Origin of the sequence: Parashewanella hymeniacidonis, assembly GCF_016900895.1 — a bacterium.
In the GTDB taxonomy this organism is placed as follows: Bacteria; Pseudomonadota; Gammaproteobacteria; order Enterobacterales; family Shewanellaceae; genus Parashewanella; species Parashewanella hymeniacidonis.
In genome coordinates this window covers 1-21,614 of record NZ_JAFEUN010000082.1, presented here as the reverse complement: position 1 = coordinate 21,614, position 21,614 = coordinate 1, and the positions used below count along the sequence as shown (strand labels likewise).

Below are 21,614 nucleotides of genomic sequence, written 5' to 3'. Positions count from 1 at the left end.
TCTGGTGACAATAGAGCTGTGGAACCACCTGAATCCATCCCGAACTCAGTAGTGAAACGCAGCATCGCCGATGGTAGTGTGGGGTCTCCCCATGTGAGAGTAGGTCATTGCCAGACGCCAAATAAGTAAAAAGCCCTAGCTAAACAGCTAGGGCTTTTTGCGTTTAAGGCAATTAATATAATAAAAAATATCACAGAGCGTCCATAATACATGGTTATGTGATCTCTTAGGTCACTGCAATTCCGCTTTGCTTCCAAAATGCATTATCTTCGCCCCATATGAGGGGCGCTTCGCAAGGATTATTTTACTGGTTATTTTATTCCCAGTTTTCTATTACGATTAATAGTTATCAGAGCTGTTTCAATTCGCTACAATGAAGCAAAATCCTATAGGAATAAATTAAATGTCAGTAACTTTACATAATCCTACCTGGCCTCTTACTGGTGAACAGCCTGAACTGTTGATTGCGAAACTCTCACATTTTGGTTTGATTTCTGTAACTGACGAGCAAGCAGCAACATTTTTACAAGGTCAGGTGACTGCTGATGTGACGGGCCTTGCTGAGACGGATTGGTGTTGGGGCGCACATTGTGATCCTAAAGGTAAGATGTTAGCGAGTTTTCGTTTATTTAAAGCTCAAGAAGCCATTTGGATGTTATTACCCAAAACAACAGTGGATGCTGATTTACCGCAACTACAAAAGTATGCGGTTTTCAGTAAAGTCACGTTATCTGATGCCACGACTGATAAGTTGTTGTTTGGTATAGCAGGCTCAGGTGCTTCGGTGTTTATTGAAAAACATTTTGGTGAATTATCAGGTCGAGTTTCAGAGTCTAATAGCGTGATTATTCTACAAGACAATGAGCGTTATGTTCTTGTTGTTGATGCCGACGCAGAGCTTGATTTTCTTGATGGCGAAGCGGTATTTGAATCAAGTAGTTGGCAGGCGCTTGAGGTCGCTTCGGGGTATCCAAATATTGCGGCAAATCACAGCGGTGCCTATATTCCTCAAATGTGTAATTTAGACGCATTAGCTGGCATCAGTTTTACCAAAGGTTGTTATATGGGACAAGAAACCGTGGCTCGGATGAAGTATCGCGGTGGAAATAAACGTGCTCTGTATATATTGGAAGGTACTGTGAATAACCAACTCACCAAAGATGGCTTTGTTGAAGTGGCGCTAGAAAACGGCCATCGCAAGGCGGGTAATATCGTTGAGTATGTACAACGAGGTTCAGAAGTATTAATGACGGTGGTTTTAGCTAATGATACTGATGAAACCGCACATTTTAGAGTTGCAGGTGATTCGGAAAGTCAGTTAGTAATTAAACCTTTGCCTTATGTGCTTGAAGTTTCAGATGCATAATTTAAAAATGGGAGCATATGGCTCCCATTTTTATTTAAACATTTTGTGGAGAAAGGTTTCTCTCTTTTTTTAATTTTAAAAATGCTTTCCATTTCACCACTTCAGGTGGAAGTTCTGGTTTATCATTTTCATAGCCGGCAGCTTTTACCACTTCTTCGATGGGAACTTGATGGCGCTTATTAATAAACACACCACGAATATGGACGATACAGTGAAGTCCTCGCGCTGTGAGAAAGCGTTGTTCAATGTAGAAATATTTTTCATCCCAACCAACGATTTTCGATTCTATCCAAAATTTTTCTAATGGTTTGATATCTCGAATGTAAGTGAACTCTGTAGCGTTTACGATTGGCATCCATTTTAATTTTATAAATTTTTTCAGCAGTCTCATTTCTGCCAACATATAGGTGCGTGCCAAATCCATAAAAGCAGCATAGCGAGAATTAGTTAAGTGGAAGTTGATGTCGCAATCACTGGGCATTACACGAAATGTAATTTTACTGGTTTCTAAAAAACCAATTTGACTACAATGTTTAATTCGCCAGAACAGCAGCATAAATAAGCGAAAATATAAATTCACATTGATCCTTATGTTGTTCTTTTTCCATGAAATATAGTTTACTCAGGCTAGCAGAGGTCAGACCATTCAGCAATAAATCAAAATAAAAAAGGCGCTTATCTTATATTAGAAAGAAAGCGCCAAAAATCGGAGATGATCTTAAATTTTATAGGGTACGACTTAAGCGGTAATCCCTGAATGACGCAATAATGCACCAATTTTTGGCTCTCGGCCCCTAAAGCGTTTGAACAATTCCATTGGTTCTTCAGAGCCTCCCATTTCTAGAATGTTGTTTAAGAAGCTTTTGCCGGTTTCTGGATTGAAAATGCCTTCTTCTTCAAAACGTGAAAATGCGTCAGCCGATAATACTTCAGCCCATTTATAGCTGTAATAGCCTGCGGCATAACCGCCAGCAAAAATGTGACCAAAGCTGTGTTGAAAACGATTAAATTCAGGAGGAATAACTACAGAGACTTGCTCTCTTACCCTATTCAAGGTTTGCTGAATTTGAGCACCTTGTTCTGGGACAAAGTTCTTGTGGAGTGTAAAGTCGAATAATGAGAACTCTAATTGGCGTACCATCATCATCGCCGATTGGAAGTTCTTCGCTGCTAGCATGTTCGTCAATAACTCTTTAGGGAGTGACTCACCAGTTTTAAAGTGGCCTGAAATATGGGCCAACGCTTCATCTTCCCAACACCAGTTTTCTAAGAATTGGCTAGGTAATTCGACGGCATCCCACGGTACACCATTGATCCCTGATACATCAGCTACATCAATTTGTGTCAGCATATGATGGATGCCATGACCAAATTCATGAAATAGAGTAATGACTTCGTCATGGGTAAATAACGCCGGTTTCCCATCAACAGGTGAATTAAAATTACAGGTTAAATAAGCAATTGGGTTTTGCAGCCCTGAACTTGTACTTCTACGAACACGGCAGTCATCCATCCATGCACCACCTCGCTTACCACTGCGTGCATATAAGTCTAAATAGAAACTGCCACGATGATTATCATTTGCATCGGTGATGTTAAAGAAACGCACATCTTTGTGCCAAGTGTCTACCCCAGATTCTTCTTTAATCGTTAAGCCAAATAATCGATTGACGGTATAAAAAAGTCCCGATAATACTTTTTCTTCTGGAAAATATGGTCGCAACATTTCTTGGGAAACTTGATATTTATGTTGTTGCAGCTTTTCGCCGTAATAGGCCATATCCCATGCTTTCAACTCCGCAGCATCAAAGTTATCTTTTGCAAAGGCTTGCAGCTCAGCTAACTCTTTTTCAGCTTGAGGTTTTGATTTGCTGGCAAGTTGGTTTAAGAAAGTCATTACTTGTGCAGGGTTTTCTGCCATTTTCGTTGCCAATGATTTATCAGCGTAATTATTGAAACCAAGCAAATTAGCTAATTCATGGCGCAGAGCAACAATTTCATTCATCAGTTCCGAATTATCATACTTGCCAGCGTTTGGGCCTTGGTCCGAAGCTCGAGTGCAGAAAGCGGTGTAAACCTCTTCACGCAGCTCGCGGTTATCACTGTATGTCATTACCGGGAGATAAGAGGGGAAATCCAAAGTGAACAACCAACCATCTTGTTCTTTTTCAGTTGCCATTGCTTTTGCCGCTGCAAGAGCGGATTCAGGTAAACCTGCTAATTTCGTTGTATCGGTAATTAATTTGCTCCAAGCATGAGTTGCATCCAACAACTGATTGGAGAATTGACTGGTGAGTTCAGATAATCTTTTTTTGATCTCACCATAACGCTGTTTTGCTTCGTTTTTAAGACCAATTCCAGACAATTTAAAATCACGGATAGCATGTTCGATACTGGCTTTTTGAGCTTGATTAAGCGTTGAAAATTCTTCCGATTCACTCAAAGAAATATAAGCATTATATAGACCCTGATGTTGGCCGACAAAAGTTCCATAATCGGAAAGCAGTGGTAAGCAAGCGTCATGAGCTTCGCGCCAGTCATCATTACTGACGACAGAATTCATGTGAGAAACGGGGGACCAAACTTGACTGAGTTCGTCATCTATTTGCTCTAAAGGAGCGATTAATGAGTCCCATGTATATGGCGCACCATTTTTTATTACTGATTCAATCGTTTTGTGACAGTTTGCAATGGCTTGCTCTACTGCTGGTTGAATGTGCTGAGGTTCAATCGATGAAAATACAGGTAGCTCTGATTTAGTCTGAAGTGGATTGCTCATTTTTTTGGCCTTGTAAAGTTTCCGGCAATACCTAATAGATAAGGGCAGTGAATCGTAATATCAAGTTTCTAGTTAAAATTTGCTCAATTGCACAAAAAACGTATTTTCGTATCAATTAAGATCACGCTTTTGCTACCCCAAGCTCACATAAAAGTGAACTCTTACTTACTATGAACTCCCCTGATTGCTGAATAGTTATTTGATTTATGAAAAAGCCTTTTACAAAAAGTTTAATGTTATTGACGATGTTGGGCAGTAGTGCCGTGATGGCTGCCGAGACCAGTGTGTATTTTGATGCATATTACAAGACTAAATATGTATCTAAAGGCAGAGACTTATTGGATAAAGGTGGGATTTTCTGGAGTGAAGTTGGTGGGACTTATGATAATTTCAGTGGATTCATTGCAATCGGTGAAGCAGACAGTGTTGATTTTACTGAAGTGGATATTGATATCAGTTACTCAATACCGATACACGATGATTGGTTCGTCGCATTAGGGTACACGGGGTTAGATTGCAAAGGTATTATTGATTTTACGGGGCATGAGTTTTACCTAACGACGGCTTACACTGGTTTTTCTTGGGTTACACCGCAAATCAAAACGATTTATGAAACAGAATCTGATGGTTACTTTGTTTTTGTGACTCTGAAAGGAAATGTTGAGTTATCAGAAAAAATGACTTTACACCCTTATATTGAACAAGGGTTAGATTATGGGTACATCGGTGAAAAGCACGATGGTAGCAATCACCTTGAACTAGGGCTTAGTATGAGTTACGCACTTAGGCATGATGTGACTTTAAGTGGTTTTGTCGCACGTTCGTTCTCAGAGTCTGAATTAACGGATTGGAATAATGACAATCGCCCAAATCAAACTTTTGGTGGTGTTAAAGTAAGTTGGCACTGGTGATCGATTGATAGAATTATTTAATAAATAATTCAGTTGCCACTACACTGATAGAGTTACTGTTTCCAAGGATATTTGTTTGCGCTGCTTGAAATGATACCAATTGCAAACAATAAAAGGAGAAAACTATGTCAGTGGATGGCACATTTGGGCGCTTTGCGCTTTTTGTACTCACTTTTTTTGGCGCTTCCTCAGCTGCTGAGGTCAACTCTCAGGAGGTATCGCTCGAACGTAATATTCAAGAGAAAACGACTATATCGGCTAGCCCCAAGCGCTTTAGTGATTTATCTCGTCAAGAGATGCTGACCTCTCGTGCAAATGTAGCAAATGACCCAAGTTGTCATTGGTTAAATCAACGCATGAATAAACTCGAAGAAACGTTGATGGGCGCAATGAATGGCATGGATATGCGTTCTGGTTATCACAAGAAAGAGTTAACGGTACGAAAAAAAGAATGGGTGTGTTTAAAGTGTGGCGTTGAAGGTCCTACTGTTCATGATTACGCTAAGTGTCAATTTAAGCGTTAGTTTTCCTCTATTTCCTCGGTCTGTTCATTCATTACTGAATAGCTAAGTGTTCTGCTTAGCTATTGTTTCTTTATTATTTTAAGCATAAGGTGAGCAACCATTAGTTGAGCATGAGCTTAATGAGGTTTTTAGGAGATTTTTATGTCACAGCATTTTGACTATATTTGTTTAGGCGCAGGAAGTGGCGGTATTGCATCAGCAAACCGGGCAGCGATGCGAGGCGCTAAAGTTTTGCTTATTGAAGCAAAGCATGTGGGTGGTACTTGCGTTAATGTAGGCTGTGTTCCTAAAAAAGTCATGTGGTATGGTGCTCAGGTTGCAGAAGCCATTCATCTATACGCTAAAGATTATGGTTTTGATGTGTCTGTTAATCAATTTAACTGGCAAACATTAGTGGACAGCCGTGAAGCTTATATTGAACGTATACATTGTGCCTATGACCGTGGCCTGGCCTCTAATGGCGTCACGTTAGTGAAAGGTTATGGCAAATTTGTAGACAACCATACGATTGAAGTGAATGGCGAGCAATACACCGCTGATCATATCCTGATTGCAACAGGTGGAGCACCGACGATTCCAAATATCCCAGGCGCAGAACATGGTATCGATTCTGATGGCTTCTTTGAGCTAACTGAACAACCAAAGCGTGTTGCGGTAATTGGTGCAGGTTATATTGCTGTTGAGCTGGCGGGTGTTTTACATGGTTTAGGTAGTGAAACGCATTTATTTGTTCGTAAACATTCTCCTCTGCGAAATTTTGATCCCTTACTGTCTGAAACATTGGTTGAAGCAATGGCCGCTGAAGGTCCGTCGCTGCATACTCACAGTACACCGTCAAAAGTAGATAAAAATGACGATGGTAGTATCACGCTTCACCTCGAAAATGGTGAAAGCTATGAGGTTGATTGTTTAATTTGGGCGATTGGCCGTCAGCCATCTACGGATCGCATCGGTCTTGAAAATACGGGTGTTGAGCATGATGAACGTGGGTATATTATTACTGACGAGCAGCAAAATACTTCGGTAGAAGGCATTTATTGTGTCGGTGACATTATGCAAGGTGGCATTGAACTTACTCCGGTAGCGGTAAAGGCTGGGCGTTTATTATCAGAGCGTTTATTCAATGGAATGACTGATGCCAGAATGGATTATGTCAATGTACCGACCGTAGTATTTAGTCACCCACCTATTGGCACTATGGGACTATCAGAACCAGAAGCCATAGAGCAGTATGGTGAAGGTAATGTGAAAGTGTACACTTCAGCATTTACTTCTATGTATACCGCCGTTACGGCTCACCGCCAAGCATGTAAGATGAAATTAGTGTGTGCTGGGGATGACGAGAAAGTCGTAGGTATTCATGGTATTGGCTTTGCTATGGATGAAATTTTACAGGGCTTTGGTGTTGCAATGAAGATGGGGGCGACAAAGAGCGATTTTGACGCTGTTGTTGCAATTCACCCAACGGGTGCTGAAGAGTTTGTTACCATGAGATAAGTCATCTGTCTCAGCAGCGTTCATAGAAATGATGCTTTTTTACACCGATGTGGGTATGAGTTATTTATACCCATGATACTTGAAGATGCATGTTTCAGGACTTTTTCAGCGCCAATTCTTTGAGGCGCATTAATGAAGGAATATCGGGATTCTTTCGAGCTAATGTAACAAAGAAGAATTGGCGCTGAGAAGTCCACGCAGTGCGAGTTGCACAGCTTGTTACTCTTCGTTACCAGTGCTAACAATAGCTCACTATTGCCGCACACCGTCACCTTGATTAACAAGTTGTGCATTCTCGCTGAAATCGAGCATCTTCAGGTATCATGGGTATATACACATTAGATTTGTATAAATAACAAACTGCATGAATACTGGGATGCCAAAAAAGCTCAGTTTTATATGGGCTCTCTTTGCTATTGAGGTCATACCAGTAAAGCTATAACTCATCCTATAGTCTCTTCTTGTAATATAAAATACATCGAAGTGCTAAAACCATTGTTACAAAACTTGGTAATGACAATGCAAGGTACTAATGAAATACAGGAAGATTTTGTTGTTAACGCAGATCAACAGCAAACGAAGCCGTTGACGATAACTCAGACTTTACCTAGTATTTCATCATTTCCTTTTAGCAAAAGTATATTCGCACTGGTCGTTTAATATCTTTTCATAATTTGAGTAATGTCACTAATTAAAGCCTTGGTTTTTATTTGGGGTATTTTTCCTAACTCAGATGACTTCGGCTTTACCATCGCAAAGCGCTCACCTTTAGGTGAAATTAATACGATAGAAGCACTGTGATCTACTAAGTAACTGTCTCCCTCTCCTACCATTGAATAAGCCATACCCAAGCTTCGAGTAATTGGAATTAATTGCTTGTGTTCTGAAGTCACTGCAATGAACTCTGAATTAAAAAATTGGATATAGCTGTTTAGCTTGTCGGGAGTGTCTCGTTGTGGATCAACCGAAATTAACACGACTTGAATGGGGGCAACTGCATTAAGTTTAGGAAATGCATTACTGAGTTTATTCATTGTTGTTGGGCAAATATCAGGGCAGGAAGTATAACCGGCAAATAACAAGCTCCACTTACCCTTTAACTGCTCTTGAGTGAAAGCGCTTCCTTTGTGATCCGTCATTGAAAAGTTGATCACTGGTCTAGGCTTGGGAAATAATTGTGTGGTTTTTAATTCAAGTGGCTTGTCTTGAAAGTACCAAGCTGTATAGCCTCCTGCCAGCAGTAGGATTGCTAGCAAACTGAATTGAGCTACTTTTTTCATTTACAACAAACCCCAAAGGTAATGATCAGCTAACAGTATGATAAACAGTATCATTAGATGATAAATTGATACCTTAAATACATTCATCGCAAGCCCAGCATAATCGGCGTATTTAAGTTGCCAAGCTTTATATATAAACCAAGCACTTAAGATACTGGAACCAACAAGATAAATACCACCACTCATACCAACGATTACAGGGAGTAAACAGGCGATAGCTAATAAAATGGTATAAAGAAAAATACAGGTCTTAGTGAAATCAATACCATGTGTTACAGGCAGCATGGGTACGTCGACTTTCGCATATTCTTTTTGTCTATGAATGGCTAACGCCCAGAAATGAGGTGGCGTCCAAGTAAAAATGATGATGACAAGTAATAAAGCATGGCCGTGAAACTCATTGGTCATGGCTGTCCAACCGAGCAATGGTGGCATGGCCCCTGCTAAACCGCCTATTACAATATTTTGCGATGTGGCACGCTTTAAATAAGCAGTATAAATGACAGCGTAGCCAACCAAGCTTGCGAGAGTTAGCCAAGCTGTTAATGGGTTGGTAAGTGCATATAAAATATTAAAACCTAATACACCAATGGAAACAGCAAAAGAAATGGCTTTCTTAGCAGAAACCCTGCCTTTGGGAAGTGGACGGTTATATGTGCGAGCCATTACGCCATCAATTCTGCGATCAATAAGGTGGTTGAACGCCGCTGCTGAGCCAGCCATCATTCCGATACCTAATAAACCACTGATTAATGGTATTAGTGCTAACTGTCCATCAGTGGTTAAGCACATTCCAACCAATACAGTGAGAAGCATTAACGCAACAACTTTGGGTTTGGTCATTTCCAAATAGTCACGCCAGTTAAAGACTAAGTTGGCATGGGAATTTAGGGTAATATTTTTATTCATGTAACGCTCCTTGTTCATGCTCTTTTTCTGATGGCGTAGTTAAGGTAAACCAGTGATAACAGAAGTAATGCCGCCCCACCGTTATGGGCAACCGCAACAGGCAGAGGTAATAAAAATTCGATATTACTCACGCCTAATAATACTTGGAGAATTAAAAGTACTAACATCACCCCTGCACCATGTTTAATGATGCTTGAGTGGCTTTTAAGTAATCTCAAACCTAACCAGAGAATCAATAAACTGGTTACTATTGCCCAAATTCGATGTGCGACATGTATGGTCATTCGTGTGTAGTGATCAAGTACCCCATATTCGAAACTGATGTGATCACCTTGAAAGGGAGAGAATGCCTTGGCGAGATTGAGGTTATTCCACCAATCTCCTTGGCAAATAGGCAGTGTGGTGCAGGTTAATGCTGCATAATTTGATGACGTCCAACCGCCGAGCATAATCTGCCCAATAAGCGCTAGTAGTGCGATAAGTGCTAAATTTTTAAACCCTCTGGCAAAACGATCACCACCTTCAATCCTGAGAGGTTTGACTCTCAAGTACATCAAAAATAATAAGGCGATTAAGGTAAAGCCACCGAGTAAATGGGACATGACAACAATTGGCATTAGCATCATCGTAACTGTCCACATCCCCAATAAAGCCTGAAATATAATTAAGGCACTGATAACCATAGGCAGCTTTTTAGGCGAGCCTTTTGTTCGTAAGCAATAAATTAAAATTCCGAAAACCATTAGACCTAGCGTGCCTGCAAGGTAACGGTGGATCATTTCTAACCAGGCTTTTTTCGGTTCGACTTCAAGGCCAGGAAAATGTTGTTCAGCCTTAGCAAGTTCATGCTCACCCGTTGGGACTTTTAATTGGCCGTAACAGCCCGGCCAGTCAGGGCAGCCAAGCCCTGCATCTGCAAGACGTGTGTATGCACCCATTAAAATGACGATGAAAGTAAATACGATCGATATTTTTAGAATTGTTTTTAACGTCATTAACCTACCCTCGACAGTTTCAGCATTTTTCGCAAGTCATTCATCATGGCTTTACCTTGCAATAAACGCTGTTTTTCGTCGTCTTTCAGGTTGTATCGAGTGACGAGTTTTCCAAGGGGATCGGCAATGATAATTTGCTGTTTATCTAACTGCTTTTGCAACTGCGTACTAATTGGAGCGGTGGTAAATTGATAGGCCACTAACGCAGTTTGATCACTGTTTTCTGTTAGTAACACAACCGGTTCGACTCGGCCTTGTTCGCGTCCAAGTGCAGTATGAGTTTGTTTAAGAAGGTATAACTGCTGCTGGCACGGTTTACCACAATGCTCAGGTAGCAAAAAAACAATTTGCCACTTCTTGGGATGAGGATTTTTCATTTCCAATGTTTGATAGGCAAGTGTTTCTGGTAACAATTCACCTTTGTTGGTTTGTCCACCATCGTAAAGATTCAGTGATAGTACGACTTTTGCTGAGATAACAGGTAAAACAAAAACGGCAATGAGCGCAATAAGTGCTTTTTTATTTTTTGTTTTGAGAGAGTTCATCCTTGCTCCTTTTAACACTGACTTTTAATGCTGAAAAAACGGGAAAAGAAGTGAATATCGGTTTTAATAACACGATGCCGATAATGAATAATGCAATTGCCATCGAAAACCATTGCATGGCATAACCAAAATGTTTTTTTGCTGGCATTGGAATGGGCTGCCAAGGTTTTGCAAGTGGCTTATGTTGAGCGTCGAAGGCAACGGTTTCAGGTTGAAGTACTACCGGAAATAATGCTCGCTGAAGGTATTGCGATAACTGAGCTATATTTAAGTTTTGAATTCGAACCATGGGCCCCATTTCTGGGTAGAGTTGATCACTCATAGGGTTGCTTTCTCTGTAATATAAGCGCCCTTGAAACTGTTGCTGCTGATACGCAGTTACAGTTGGAAGCTCACTGCGATCTGGGTTTGCCTGAATAAATCCAAGTTCAACCAATAGTGCGGGTTGTTCAGGGGTGACCTCCATCAATTGATAAATTAAATAGCCTACCTTCCCTTGATTGACCTGGTTATCTAAAGCGATAAGTGGTGAGGTTGTTGGAGAAGCTAATACCGTAAGTTGCCTACCTAATAACTCAGAAAAGTCCTTCTGTTGGTTCAACGACTGAGTTGTCAAAGAGGGTAATTGCTGTCGCAGGATGAGCTGTTGTTCAATATCTTGTTTCTCATAACCACGATTAAGTTGCCAAGCACCTAATTTTATTAATAATATAAGTAGCCCAAAAAATAACACACTGGCTAATAACTTACTTTTAAATAGCCTAGAGAGAGGTGACCCTGTGGATACCCTATTGCTTTTTAAAGTTGTACTCGTCTTACTGCTGCTGTTCATCATTTTTAATTTAGGCCGCGCCTTATTTATTATGGTTAGAAGCGATAACAAACAATCTATGAGTCGTTACTTAGGGCGTCGAGTGATGCTTTCAGCACTCGTCGTGATAGCGCTTATTTTAGCGATAGGACTTGGTTGGATTCACCCAAACCCTACGCCTTACTAAGCCACCAAAACTGCTGATGGCTGATGTATTAAAGTACGTATACAAATATAAATAGACACAGCCAGACAACATCAACAAAGTGCCAATACCAGCTACCAGCTTGGAAGGCAAAATGATTATCTGGTTTAAAGTGACCCTTCAAGATCCTAATAAATAGAGTTATTAAGAAAATAGTGCCGATTGTGACGTGAAGGCCGTGGAACCCTGTTAACATGAAGAAGGTATTACCATAAACTCCCGATTCTAGTGTTAAACCAAGTTCGGTATACGCATGAATATACTCATGAACTTGCAAATACAAGAAACCAAGACCAAGCAAAATCGTTAACGACAACCAAACTTTTAATGCACCACGTTTACCTTTTTCTAATGAGACATGCGCAAAGTGCAGTGTCACAGAAGAAATTAATAGGATAATGGTGTTATACAAAGGTAAACCGTGCCAAGGCATCGCTTGGGTTGTGTCACCTTTTGGTGTTGTCGTTAATGGCCAGATGGCTTCAAAATTTGGCCATAAAACCTCATGGGTGGCGGTCGAATGGTATTCTCCACCCAGCCACGGCACAGAAAACATGCGGATGAAGAACAGCGCACCAAAAAAGGCGCCGAAAAACATCACTTCAGAAAAGATAAACCAACTCATTCCCTGACGGAAAGAGCGATCCATTTGTGGCGAATATAAACCTTGATTTGATTCGTTGATAACGGTTTTAAACCAGCCGTACATCAAATAAAGAATCGTTAAAAAACCTGCCCCTAAAGCGATTAAGCCTATCGGACTGGCGTGGGTTTCAAGTTCTGCAATAAAGTGTCCGGCGCCAAACGCCATTAAAAATAACCCTATTGCCCCGACAATTGGCCAGCCACTCTGGGCTGGAACATAATAATGTTGATGGGTACTCATTGTGTTGCTCCTTGCACTTTCGCTAACGCTGCTTGTGAAGACGCTGTAACATCAAACAAGGTATAGGAAAGGGTGAGAGTATTTATTGAAGATGGTAAATCTGGATCAATAAAGAAAATTAGGGGGAGTTCACTGTCCGCACCAGCCGCAAGTGGTTGCTGATTAAAGCAAAAACATTCAGTTTTATGGAAATACAACGCTCCTTGCCCAGGAGATACAGAGGGTACCGCCTGACCAACCACTGCACTTGACGATAAATTTTTCGCAATGAAATTGGTTCGTATCAACTCACCTGGGTGAACTTTCATTGTATTCACTTGTGGCCCAAACTCCCAATTAATACCTGGAGGAATTTGAGCCATGAATTCGATATTCACCAAACGGGTTTTATCGACAATTTGTTCAGCGGTATATGCTTTGGCCGATGTAGCTGTTTTTCCATTAATACCAAGTGTTTGGCACATAATGTCGTACAGTGGAGCTAAGGCAAACCCAAACCCGAACATAGCAATTGAGCCGCCAATCAGCCATAGAACCAGCTTCTTATTGGATTTTTTTCCATGATTTGGATTGATGTTTGGGTTTGCAGCCATATTACTTTATCTCCGGTGGCGTGGTGAACGAGTGATATGGCGCAGGGCTAGGAATATCCCACTCTAAGCCTTCAGCACCTTCCCAAGATCTCGCCTCTGCTTTTTCACCACCTCGGATACATTTGATCACGAGTACCAAGAAGAGTAACTGTGATAATCCAAATGCAAAGCCACCAATAGAGACCACTTCATTGATGTTGGCAAATTGAATATTGTAATCCGGTATACGTCGTGGCATGCCTGCAAGTCCGACAAAGTGCATTGGGAAGAACAATACATTCACCGAAATCAAGGAGCACCAGAAATGCCATTTAGCTAGGGTGTGGCTGTACATGTGTCCTGTCCACTTTGGTAACCAGTAATAGGCAGCCGCCATAATAGAGAATACGGCTCCTGTAACGAGTACATAGTGGAAATGGGCAACGACAAAATAGGTGTCATGGTACTGGAAATCAGCCGGTGTCATTGCCAGCATCAAGCCTGAAAAACCACCTATCGTGAATAGAATCACGAAAGCAATCGCCCAAAGCATAGGTGGCTCATAAGAAATTGAACCTTTCCACATCGTCGCGACCCAGTTAAAGACTTTCACTCCAGTTGGAACGGCAATTAACATGGTGCAATACATGAAGAACAGTTCAGCAACTAACGGCATTCCTGTGGTAAACATATGATGAGCCCACACTAAAAACGACAGAATAGCTATACTGGCAACGGCGTACACCATTGATGAGTAGCCAAACAGCTTTTTGCGCGCAAAAGTTGGAATGATGGCAGAGACAATACCGAAAGCCGGTAAGATCATGATGTACACTTCAGGGTGACCAAAGAACCAGAAAATATGCTGGAACATCACAGGGTCACCACCACCCGCAGCATCAAAGAAGCTGGTACCAAAGAATTTATCGGTCAATACCATGGTGACTGCGCCTGCAAGAACAGGCATCACTGCAATCAATAAAAAGGCAGTAATTAGCCAAGTCCAGACGAATAACGGTAACTTCATCCAAGTCATGCCAGGTGCACGCAAATTGATAATGGTGACAATGACGTTAATCGCGCCCATTATCGAACTTATTCCCATGATGTGGATGGAGAACACAAAGAGCGCCGTACTATCCCCACTGTAATGGGTGGAAAGCGGTGCATAGAAGGTCCAACCAAAGTTTGGCCCTCCTCCTTCCATAAATAACGAGCTTAATAGAATCAAAAATGCAAATGGTAGAATCCAAAAGCTGAGGTTGTTCATTCTGGGTAGTGCCATGTCTGGGGCACCAATCATCATGGGGATTAACCAGTTAGCAAGCCCTGTAAAGGCTGGCATTACGGCTCCAAAAACCATGATTAACCCATGAACAGTGGTCATTTGGTTAAAGAAGTTAGGCTCAACCAATTGCAAACCGGGCTCAAATAATTCTGCACGGATCACCATTGCCATTGAGCCGCCGGTTAAAAACATAATGAAACTTAACCACAGATATAAGGTACCAATATCTTTATGGTTGGTGGTTAGCACCCATCGCATCAGGCCTTTTGGTGGCTGATGATGCGAATGATCGTCATGATGTTCAGAGCTTGGCTCTGTTTCAAGCGGATCACTTTGAGGGTTTAATGTTGTCATGCTATTTCCCCTACTTTTGCTTTTCTACTTTCACGACATCTGCAGCTTGCACTGCGTCGCCAGTATTGTTACCCCACGCATTTCGCTCGTAGGTAATGACTGCCGCAATTTCTTCAGCTGTGAGCTGTTTGTCAAAAGCTGGCATCGCAGAACCTGGGAAACCGTGTGTCACGATATAGATATGATCATGCACAGGTCCAGTGGCAACAGGGCTGCCCTTTAAGTGCGGAAATACACCTGGAAGTCCCATACCATTTGGCTGGTGGCATACAGCGCAGTGAGCGGTGTAGACCTTTTCACCTTTGGCATAGAGTTCATCTTTAGAAAGCGTTTTAGACAATGAAGCTTTGGCTTGCGCTTTGGCTTTTTTCGCCTCATCTTTTTGGGCGATTATCCACTTATCAAATTCTTCACCAGAAACGGCTTTGACAACGATAGGCATAAATCCGTGGCCTTTACCGCAGAGCTCAGTACACTGGCCACGATACGTGCCTTCCTCGTCAATTTTTGCCCAAGTTTCATTGATAAAACCTGGGTTTGCATCTTTTTTAACGGCGAATGCGGGCATCCACCAAGAATGAATCACGTCGTCAGAAGTGACTAAGAAGCGGATTTTTCGGTTAGTAGGGAGAACAAGAGGTTTATCTACTTCGAGCAAGTAATGCTCGTCTTTATCTTTTTTGTTGTCGATTTCTTCCTGAGGTGTCGTTAATAAGCTATAAAAGCTAACACCTTTGTCGAAATAGTCGTAGTGCCACTTCCATTGCGAACCCGTAATTTTTACGGTCAAATCAGAGTCACTTGGATCTTCCATTGCAACAAGTGTTTTTGTTGCTGGGATAGCCATACTGATAAGAATAATAAATGGAATGATTGTCCACAAAATTTCCACTTTCGTACTTTCGTGAAAATTAGCGGCGACTGCACCCTTTGATTTGCGGTGCTTGATCATGGCATAAATCATAATGCCAAAAACAATTACCCCGATTACGCAACAGATGTAAAAAATCGTCATATGTAAGTGATATACCTTATGACTTATTTCTGTTACCCCTTGAGTCATGTTAAAGCGCATTTCTTCAGCCCATACTGGTGGGGTTAAGAAAGCCGCTAACATACAATACAACAATTGCTTCACTAGACGTCTCCTCTGCCAATTGCAAAAGCAACTACAAAGAAAAGTCACACGTTAATACTTAGCTCCATGCTAACTTTTCAGTTCCCTAAAAAAGCTTATCGATATCAAAGTGCAATGGTGGTGTTGTTGTTTTCGTTGACTCAATCGCTAATGGTTAGCAGGTCAGTCATCCAGTAAATCTGTTTACGGCTCTGGGTGTATACCACTCGTGCGCTTACTGCTGAATTTACTCAAATTAAAATTTGAGATATCAACTTTATAAAACAGGGTCGTTAATTCGAATGTTTGTTAAGCGAAATATTTCGCATTTTTGTAACAATTTAAGAACAATTTAAGATTAGTTACTATCTCTACATTACTTGCTGTTTAAAGATTGATCAAGATCATGTTTCATGTAATTAGATGAAATATTGGTGAATTTTTTTAGTTTACTATTCTATAAGAGAATTATTTATATAAATTTCACATCAATTAATATGTTAATGAAATGATCTTTTTTTGGGAGGGATTGCGTGAGGCGCCAAAGTTAAATCAGAGCCAGATTGAAGAATGATACCTTTAGCGCAAGCGGACTTACTGACCAGTTCCAGTCGACGAATATCTCGACAATCGAGTGTTGATGTCCAGCAAATAACGGCACTACTTGTGCCGTTAGTGAGGGCTTTTTCAAGTGCCCACAAAGCTTCAACATCATCTTTGGTATGAACCAATAAGATGCGCTCCATTTTTACACCCGATTGGGCTAGGATGGATTTATAATTATTATGATTAGGGTTAATGAGAACTATCCAACGCCCTTGGTGGCTCAACGTGGCAAGTTCAGAGCCTAGATTGGTCAGTTCCTGTTCACCACCGTTTGTAATTTGAAGCGTCTTAATGCTTTGATTTTGTTCTGAGTACTGTGTGCTTGGCTGTGTCCAAACACCAGGGTGTGATATTGCAGGAGAGCGTACTATCATAGCCACTCTCCGTTTCTTATCACGCCTACAGCTAAACCTTCAATAGAGAGTTGTTGAAAGCTTAAGTCAATTTCTATCGGTTGGTATTCTTCATTTTCCGCATGCAGATAAACCACGTTACCTTTCTGTTCAAAGCGTTTCACCGTGACATCATCTTCGACACGAGCAACAACAACTTGACCATTTGATGCCTGTTGTTGTTTATGTACGGCAAGTAAATCACCCTCTAAAATACCAATGTTTTTCATACTGTCGCCTTTAACGCGCAATAAGAAATCTGCACCAGGTTTAAATAGGTTGCCATCGACTTGGTAATATTGCTCAACATGTTCTTGAGCCAGTATTGGTTCACCTGCGGCAACTTGGCCAATCAAAGGTAGCCCATCCTGAACCTCAAGATCTTGAGATAAACGGATGCCGCGCGATGTGCCTGGTATGATTTCGATATACCCTTTTTTGGCCAAGGCTTTTAGGTGTTCTTCTGCTGCATTAGCACTGCGGAAACCTAAACGTTTTGCAATTTCAGCACGGGTAGGAGGCATGCCTGTTTCAGAAATATTCTGACGAATAAGTTCTAAAATCTCAGCTTGTCTTGCGGTCAAAGGTCTCATTTCTACACACTCGCTGTTCGCTTATACAGTTACTGTTATTATATACAGTAATGTGCTGTGTGCAACCAATAATTAAGCAATCCTGTTTAGGTTATTTGCTATAAGTTTGATATCCTAGCGTTTTGACTCTTTTGTATTTCAAACGCTAAGTAGAAGAATGACTAAGCATAATTCCTGGTTTTTTAAAGCACTTCGTACAGTGCAAAATTGGTTTGTTCATACCGTCGTTGTCCCACAGCAGCCATTCGCTGATCTCAATTTAGATGCTGATAGACCGATTGTTTACGTAATGAAAACCGAGTCGGTTAGTGATATCTCATCGTTAAGTGAAGTAACAGAATCACTTGGTTTACCTAGCCCATACGATGATATTCAGATTAGAAACGAATCAGTCCCAAGAGTTGTTTGTTTGGCACCTGCAAAGCCCATGATAGGCAGGGCATCAAAAACGAATGTTTTTTTAAGCAACTTTAAGCAGTTGCTAAATTTACACAAGCAAGATTCGTCTTTGGATGTTCAGCTATTACCCGTCAGTATGTATTGGGGAAGAATACCAGGAAAAGAAGACGATACCATGAAAGCAGCGGTGTTAGAGCGTGAGAGCCCAACATGGTTACGCAAATGCCTAATGATACTGTTTTTAGGGCGTCATAATTTTATTCAATTTTCTAATGCTGTTTCATTGCGTTATATGACAGATGAGCACGGAAGTGATGAACGAATTGCTCATAAACTTGCACGTGTCGCACGTGTTCATTTTCGTCGCCAAAGAAAAGTGATGACCGGACCTGACTTGCCGAATCGCCAAGCCATGTTTAAAGAACTTTTGAATTCAGAAAGCATTCAAAAAGCCATTAATGAACAAGCGGCCAGTAAAAAAATCTCAAAGCAAGAAGCTAAAACCAACGCTGAGAATTACCTTGATGAAATTGCGGCAAACTATTCAGATAGCTTAGTTCGTATTGCTGAGCGACTACTGACGTGGTTATGGAATAAACTGTATAAAGGCATCAATATTCGTGGCGCTGAATTAGTTCGTCAGCTGCATCACGATGGTCATGAAATTGTGTATGTACCGTGCCATCGTAGTCATATGGATTACTTGTTGCTTTCATATATTCTCTATTACGAAGGTATGGTTCCTCCGCATATTGCTGCTGGTATTAACCTTAACTTTTGGCCTGCGGGTCCTATGTTTCGTAAAGGTGGCGCCTTCTTTATTCGACGCAGCTTTAACGGCAATAAATTGTATACGGCTGTTTTTAAAGGCTACCTCGACCTACTTTTTAATAAAGGCTATTCAGTAGAGTATTTCACTGAAGGTGGTCGCTCTCGTACAGGCCGTTTACTCAACCCTAAAACGGGTATGTTAGCCATGACTGTCAGCAGTGTGCTTCGAGGTATCGAACGACCTGTAACCTTAGTTCCTGTGTATCTTGGATACGATCATGTCATGGAAGTTGCCACTTATCATAAAGAACTCAGTGGTAAGAAAAAGCAAAAGGAATCCGTTTGGCAGGTTTTTGCTGCTATCAGAAAACTTGGAAATTTCGGTCAAGGCTATGTGAATTTTGGTGAGCCAATCAATGTTCAGCAACATTTGTCACAGATTGAACCTGAGTGGCGAGCGCTTATCGCACAAGATCCAGAGCAGAAACCAACTTGGTTAACGCCAGCGGTAAACAGCTTAGCGAATAAGGTGATGACAAAAATTAACGGCGCTACCGCAGTGAGCTCCATTTCATTAATGAGCTTAATTGTTCTGGCATCGGAGCAAAAGTCGTTAGAAAAAGAAACCATTAAACAACAATTTGGTTTTTATCTAAAATTGCTGACTGAGGTCCCTTACACACAGTTTTCGACGGTACCCGAAGGTAACGTTGAAGTCTTGATTTCTCAAGCATTAGAGTTAAACAAGTTTGCTGTAGAGCCTGATCCTCTCGGTGATATCATTTATTTAGATGATACTCAGGCCCTTAACATGACTTACTATCGTAATAATATTGTTCACTTATTTATGGTGCCATCGTTAATTGCGACCTTGATTATTAAAGAGCCTCAACCAACAAGAGAGAAAATCGTTCAGTTTATCGAGCAAATTTTCCCGTTGATACAAGCTGAACTGTTTGTCGAAACACCAAGCTTAAAAAATTATATTCATCAACTGATTGAGTCGATGCTTAATGAAAACATTATTTTAGAAGACGAAAATCGATTGGTTGCGAGCGACGAGCATCAAGGGCAACTCCACTTACTGGCCAGTACAAGCAGTGAGATGTTGAAACGTTATGCCATTATCTTTAATTTACTGAGCTTACAGCCAAAAATTGAACGCAGTGACTTAGAGCGAGAAAGCCATCAATTAGCGAAACATATGGGACCATTACACGGTATTTCTGCCCCTGAGTTTTATGATCGAAAACTGTATGCGTCGTTAACCGTTAAACTAAAAGATATGGATTTACTGGGACATTCAGAGAAGAAAGATACCATCATTCAGCTGAGTAACACATTAACCTCATTACTTGACGCACAAGTACGTCAAACGGTTGTTACAGGAGTACAGCAAACTCAAAATGTAGAAGCGGAGAAAAATAGTTAAATGTCAGCATCAAACATTGAGGCAAAGAAACATCCATCAATTATTGGTGGTGCGATGATTGTGGCTGGGACAGCCGTTGGAGCAGGAATGTTTTCTTTACCTGTTGTTGGCGCAGGGATGTGGTTTAGCTACTCTGTATTTATGCTCATCGGTGTTTGGTTTTGTATGGTAATGGGTGGACTTTTGCTGCTAGAAGCTAATTTGCATTATGAGGCAGGAGTGAGTTTCGACAGTTTAACCAGCCGAATTTTAGGGCCTTTTTGGCGTGTGTTGAGTGGTATTTCGGTCACATTCTTATTGTATGTATTGACCTATGCTTATGTAAGTGGTGGTGGTTCAATTGTAAATCACAGTTTGTCGGCGTTAGACATCACTGTTTCTAGTCAAATGGCGGCGTTAATATTTTCTGTTGTTTTAGCAGCCATAGTGATTATTGGAACTAAGCATGTCAGCCGCATATCTACCATTATGCTTGGCGGTATGGTAATTACTTTTTTACTTGCGACCAGCAATTTATTGATTGAAGTTGAACCAAACAAGTTGTGGATGCCAGATGGTCATTCCGATTATGCGCCTTATATTTTAGCGGCGTTACCTGTGGGGTTAGCAAGTTTTGGTTATCAAGGTGTTATTCCGAGCCTCGTTAAGTTTTATGATAAATCGGCTAAGCACGTTATTAGAGCCGTTTTGGTTGGTACTTGCCTTGCACTAACCATTTATATTGGCTGGTTGGTTGTTACTATGGGGAATATTCCGCGCAGTGGCTTTAGTGACGTTATCACTCAAGGTGGAAATATTGGTGTTTTAGTGGGGGCACTCACTTCTCAAATTTCTCACCAAACACTGAATCAACTATTGACTCTATTTGCCAATTTAGCGGTTGCATCATCATTCTTGGGCGTGACTTTAGGACTGTTTGACTATTTAGCGGATCTATTTGGTTTTGATGACTCTGGGTTTGGTCGAATCAAAACAGGTATTATTACGTTTGTGCCACCAACTGTTCTTGGGGTACTTTTTCCTAATGGATTTATTCTAGCGATTGGTTATGCGGCATTGGCTGGTGCCATCTCTGTTGCTGTAATACCTGCATTGATGGCAATGAAAGTAAGAAAGCTATTTCCAGCCTCTGATGGTTATAGAGTTTTCGGTGGCGCATTTATGCCTTGGTTAGTATTGCTATTTGGTGTGGCTGTAATTATTTGTCATATTCTTAACTTGTTGAGTTTATTGCCATTGTATAAATAAGGGTAGATTATAATAAATAAGGATAGGCGTAGCGCAGCCTGCGCCTTATCTGGAATAAATAAGGATAGGCGTAGCGCAGCCTGCGCCTTATCTGGTTGTTGAACCAGCCCGACGCTACTTATATATGCAAATAT

At 41.1% G+C, this 21,614-nt stretch carries 19 protein-coding genes, 1 rRNA gene and 1 pseudogene; 8 read left to right on the top strand and 13 right to left on the bottom strand.

All coding sequences use genetic code 11. The features are described 5' to 3' along the window. Positions 1-116 (top strand): 5S ribosomal RNA (gene rrf / locus JQC92_RS15530). Positions 117-403: 287 nt separating this feature from the next. After that, positions 404-1,366 carry a tRNA-modifying protein YgfZ gene (gene ygfZ / locus JQC92_RS15525; protein WP_205000494.1) on the top strand — a complete coding sequence of 321 codons (963 nt, stop codon included), beginning with the start codon at positions 404-406 and terminating at the stop codon, positions 1,364-1,366. A gap of 34 nt (positions 1,367-1,400) precedes the next feature. On the opposite strand, the gene JQC92_RS15520 is transcribed toward ygfZ, so the two are convergent. Next, on the bottom strand, positions 1,401-1,946 hold the full coding sequence (locus JQC92_RS15520; protein ID WP_205000493.1) for a thioesterase family protein: 546 nt from the start codon (positions 1,944-1,946) through the stop codon (positions 1,401-1,403). A gap of 159 nt (positions 1,947-2,105) precedes the next feature. Continuing rightward, on the bottom strand, positions 2,106-4,145 hold the full coding sequence (gene prlC, locus JQC92_RS15515; protein ID WP_205000492.1) for an oligopeptidase A: 2,040 nt from the start codon (positions 4,143-4,145) through the stop codon (positions 2,106-2,108). A 206-nt stretch (positions 4,146-4,351) separates the two neighbouring features. Here prlC and JQC92_RS15510 point away from each other — a divergent pair, with 206 nt between their 5' ends. The 3 genes from JQC92_RS15510 (at position 4,352) to gorA (ending at position 7,077) form a co-directional block, all read left to right on the top strand. Then, positions 4,352-5,056: a hypothetical protein gene (locus tag JQC92_RS15510; protein WP_205000491.1), complete on the top strand. Its 705-nt coding sequence runs from the start codon at positions 4,352-4,354 to the stop codon at positions 5,054-5,056. A 125-nt stretch (positions 5,057-5,181) separates the two neighbouring features. Further along, positions 5,182-5,580: a hypothetical protein gene (locus JQC92_RS15505; protein WP_205000490.1), complete on the top strand. Its 399-nt coding sequence runs from the start codon at positions 5,182-5,184 to the stop codon at positions 5,578-5,580. 141 nt (positions 5,581-5,721) lie between these two features. Continuing rightward, positions 5,722-7,077: a glutathione-disulfide reductase gene (gene gorA / locus JQC92_RS15500; RefSeq protein ID WP_205000489.1), complete on the top strand. Its 1,356-nt coding sequence runs from the start codon at positions 5,722-5,724 to the stop codon at positions 7,075-7,077. 656 nt (positions 7,078-7,733) lie between these two features. On the opposite strand, the gene JQC92_RS15495 is transcribed toward gorA, so the two are convergent. From JQC92_RS15495 to JQC92_RS15475, 5 genes are read right to left on the bottom strand one after another with little or no spacing between them, the layout of a single operon-like run. Continuing rightward, positions 7,734-8,357 (bottom strand): SCO family protein, encoded by a 624-nt coding sequence (locus JQC92_RS15495; RefSeq protein WP_205000488.1) that lies wholly within the window; start codon positions 8,355-8,357, stop codon positions 7,734-7,736. After that, complete coding sequence (gene cyoE, locus JQC92_RS15490; RefSeq protein WP_205000487.1) at positions 8,358-9,266, bottom strand: heme o synthase; 909 nt, start codon at positions 9,264-9,266, stop codon at positions 8,358-8,360. 14 nt (positions 9,267-9,280) lie between these two features. Further along, complete coding sequence (locus JQC92_RS15485) at positions 9,281-10,261, bottom strand: COX15/CtaA family protein (RefSeq protein WP_205000486.1); 981 nt, start codon at positions 10,259-10,261, stop codon at positions 9,281-9,283. Further along, the gene (locus tag JQC92_RS15480; RefSeq protein WP_205000485.1) at positions 10,261-10,806 is read right to left on the bottom strand and encodes a hypothetical protein; all 546 of its coding nucleotides are present in this window, start codon (positions 10,804-10,806) and stop codon (positions 10,261-10,263) included. Before JQC92_RS15480 ends, JQC92_RS15485 begins: the two co-directional genes overlap by 1 nt. Then, the gene (locus JQC92_RS15475; protein ID WP_205000484.1) at positions 10,781-11,539 is read right to left on the bottom strand and encodes an SURF1 family cytochrome oxidase biogenesis protein; all 759 of its coding nucleotides are present in this window, start codon (positions 11,537-11,539) and stop codon (positions 10,781-10,783) included. Before JQC92_RS15475 ends, JQC92_RS15480 begins: the two co-directional genes overlap by 26 nt. A 46-nt stretch (positions 11,540-11,585) precedes the next feature. On the opposite strand from JQC92_RS15475, the gene JQC92_RS15470 reads away from it, so the two are divergent. Next, positions 11,586-11,804 (top strand): DUF2909 domain-containing protein, encoded by a 219-nt coding sequence (locus tag JQC92_RS15470; protein ID WP_129946157.1) that lies wholly within the window; start codon positions 11,586-11,588, stop codon positions 11,802-11,804. A 28-nt stretch (positions 11,805-11,832) separates the two neighbouring features. On the opposite strand, the gene JQC92_RS15465 is transcribed toward JQC92_RS15470, so the two are convergent. The 6 genes and pseudogenes from JQC92_RS15465 to lexA all read right to left on the bottom strand — a co-directional run bounded on the left by JQC92_RS15465 (position 11,833) and on the right by lexA (position 17,630). Continuing rightward, the gene (locus JQC92_RS15465; protein WP_129946158.1) at positions 11,833-12,708 is read right to left on the bottom strand and encodes a cytochrome c oxidase subunit 3; all 876 of its coding nucleotides are present in this window, start codon (positions 12,706-12,708) and stop codon (positions 11,833-11,835) included. Further along, a complete protein-coding gene (locus tag JQC92_RS15460; protein WP_205000483.1) occupies positions 12,705-13,301 on the bottom strand; it encodes a cytochrome c oxidase assembly protein in 597 nt (198 codons plus the stop codon). The genes JQC92_RS15465 and JQC92_RS15460 overlap by 4 nt, the downstream gene beginning before the upstream one ends. Position 13,302: 1 nt before the next feature. Then, positions 13,303-14,922: a cytochrome c oxidase subunit I gene (ctaD, locus tag JQC92_RS15455; RefSeq protein ID WP_205000482.1), complete on the bottom strand. Its 1,620-nt coding sequence runs from the start codon at positions 14,920-14,922 to the stop codon at positions 13,303-13,305. Between the two features lie 34 nt (positions 14,923-14,956). After that, positions 14,957-16,060: pseudogene (gene coxB, locus JQC92_RS15450) on the bottom strand (cytochrome c oxidase subunit II); the annotation flags it as partial. A gap of 479 nt (positions 16,061-16,539) precedes the next feature. Further along, positions 16,540-17,019 (bottom strand): SulA-like leucine-rich domain-containing protein, encoded by a 480-nt coding sequence (locus tag JQC92_RS15445; RefSeq protein WP_205000480.1) that lies wholly within the window; start codon positions 17,017-17,019, stop codon positions 16,540-16,542. Continuing rightward, positions 17,016-17,630, bottom strand: a complete 615-nt coding sequence (gene lexA / locus JQC92_RS15440; protein ID WP_129946163.1) for a transcriptional repressor LexA — start codon at positions 17,628-17,630, stop codon at positions 17,016-17,018. Before lexA ends, JQC92_RS15445 begins: the two co-directional genes overlap by 4 nt. Positions 17,631-17,787: 157 nt before the next feature. Here lexA and plsB point away from each other — a divergent pair, with 157 nt between their 5' ends. Both plsB and JQC92_RS15430 read left to right on the top strand, forming a co-directional pair. Continuing rightward, on the top strand, positions 17,788-20,232 hold the full coding sequence (gene plsB, locus JQC92_RS15435) for a glycerol-3-phosphate 1-O-acyltransferase PlsB (protein WP_205000479.1): 2,445 nt from the start codon (positions 17,788-17,790) through the stop codon (positions 20,230-20,232). Continuing rightward, entirely contained in the window at positions 20,233-21,480 is a 1,248-nt protein-coding gene (locus JQC92_RS15430; RefSeq protein ID WP_205000478.1) for an aromatic amino acid transport family protein, read from the top strand. Positions 21,481-21,614 lie beyond the last annotated feature (134 nt).

What these genes read in the sequence shown, in the direction of transcription:
- cyoE (WP_205000487.1), bottom strand. Translation starts at nt 9,266, where the DNA reads ATGAATAAAAATATTACCCTAAATTCCCATGCCAACTTAGTCTTTAAC.
- JQC92_RS15480 (WP_205000485.1), bottom strand. Translation starts at nt 10,806, where the DNA reads ATGAACTCTCTCAAAACAAAAAATAAAAAAGCACTTATTGCGCTCATT.
- gorA (WP_205000489.1), top strand. Translation starts at nt 5,722, where the DNA reads ATGTCACAGCATTTTGACTATATTTGTTTAGGCGCAGGAAGTGGCGGT.
- JQC92_RS15510 (WP_205000491.1), top strand. Translation starts at nt 4,352, where the DNA reads ATGAAAAAGCCTTTTACAAAAAGTTTAATGTTATTGACGATGTTGGGC.
- ygfZ (WP_205000494.1), top strand. Translation starts at nt 404, where the DNA reads ATGTCAGTAACTTTACATAATCCTACCTGGCCTCTTACTGGTGAACAG.
- prlC (WP_205000492.1), bottom strand. Translation starts at nt 4,145, where the DNA reads ATGAGCAATCCACTTCAGACTAAATCAGAGCTACCTGTATTTTCATCG.
- plsB (WP_205000479.1), top strand. Translation starts at nt 17,788, where the DNA reads ATGACTAAGCATAATTCCTGGTTTTTTAAAGCACTTCGTACAGTGCAA.
- lexA (WP_129946163.1), bottom strand. Translation starts at nt 17,630, where the DNA reads ATGAGACCTTTGACCGCAAGACAAGCTGAGATTTTAGAACTTATTCGT.
- ctaD (WP_205000482.1), bottom strand. Translation starts at nt 14,922, where the DNA reads ATGACAACATTAAACCCTCAAAGTGATCCGCTTGAAACAGAGCCAAGC.
- JQC92_RS15465 (WP_129946158.1), bottom strand. Translation starts at nt 12,708, where the DNA reads ATGAGTACCCATCAACATTATTATGTTCCAGCCCAGAGTGGCTGGCCA.
- JQC92_RS15460 (WP_205000483.1), bottom strand. Translation starts at nt 13,301, where the DNA reads ATGGCTGCAAACCCAAACATCAATCCAAATCATGGAAAAAAATCCAAT.
- JQC92_RS15485 (WP_205000486.1), bottom strand. Translation starts at nt 10,261, where the DNA reads ATGACGTTAAAAACAATTCTAAAAATATCGATCGTATTTACTTTCATC.
- JQC92_RS15505 (WP_205000490.1), top strand. Translation starts at nt 5,182, where the DNA reads ATGTCAGTGGATGGCACATTTGGGCGCTTTGCGCTTTTTGTACTCACT.
- JQC92_RS15445 (WP_205000480.1), bottom strand. Translation starts at nt 17,019, where the DNA reads ATGATAGTACGCTCTCCTGCAATATCACACCCTGGTGTTTGGACACAG.
- JQC92_RS15495 (WP_205000488.1), bottom strand. Translation starts at nt 8,357, where the DNA reads ATGAAAAAAGTAGCTCAATTCAGTTTGCTAGCAATCCTACTGCTGGCA.
- JQC92_RS15430 (WP_205000478.1), top strand. Translation starts at nt 20,233, where the DNA reads ATGTCAGCATCAAACATTGAGGCAAAGAAACATCCATCAATTATTGGT.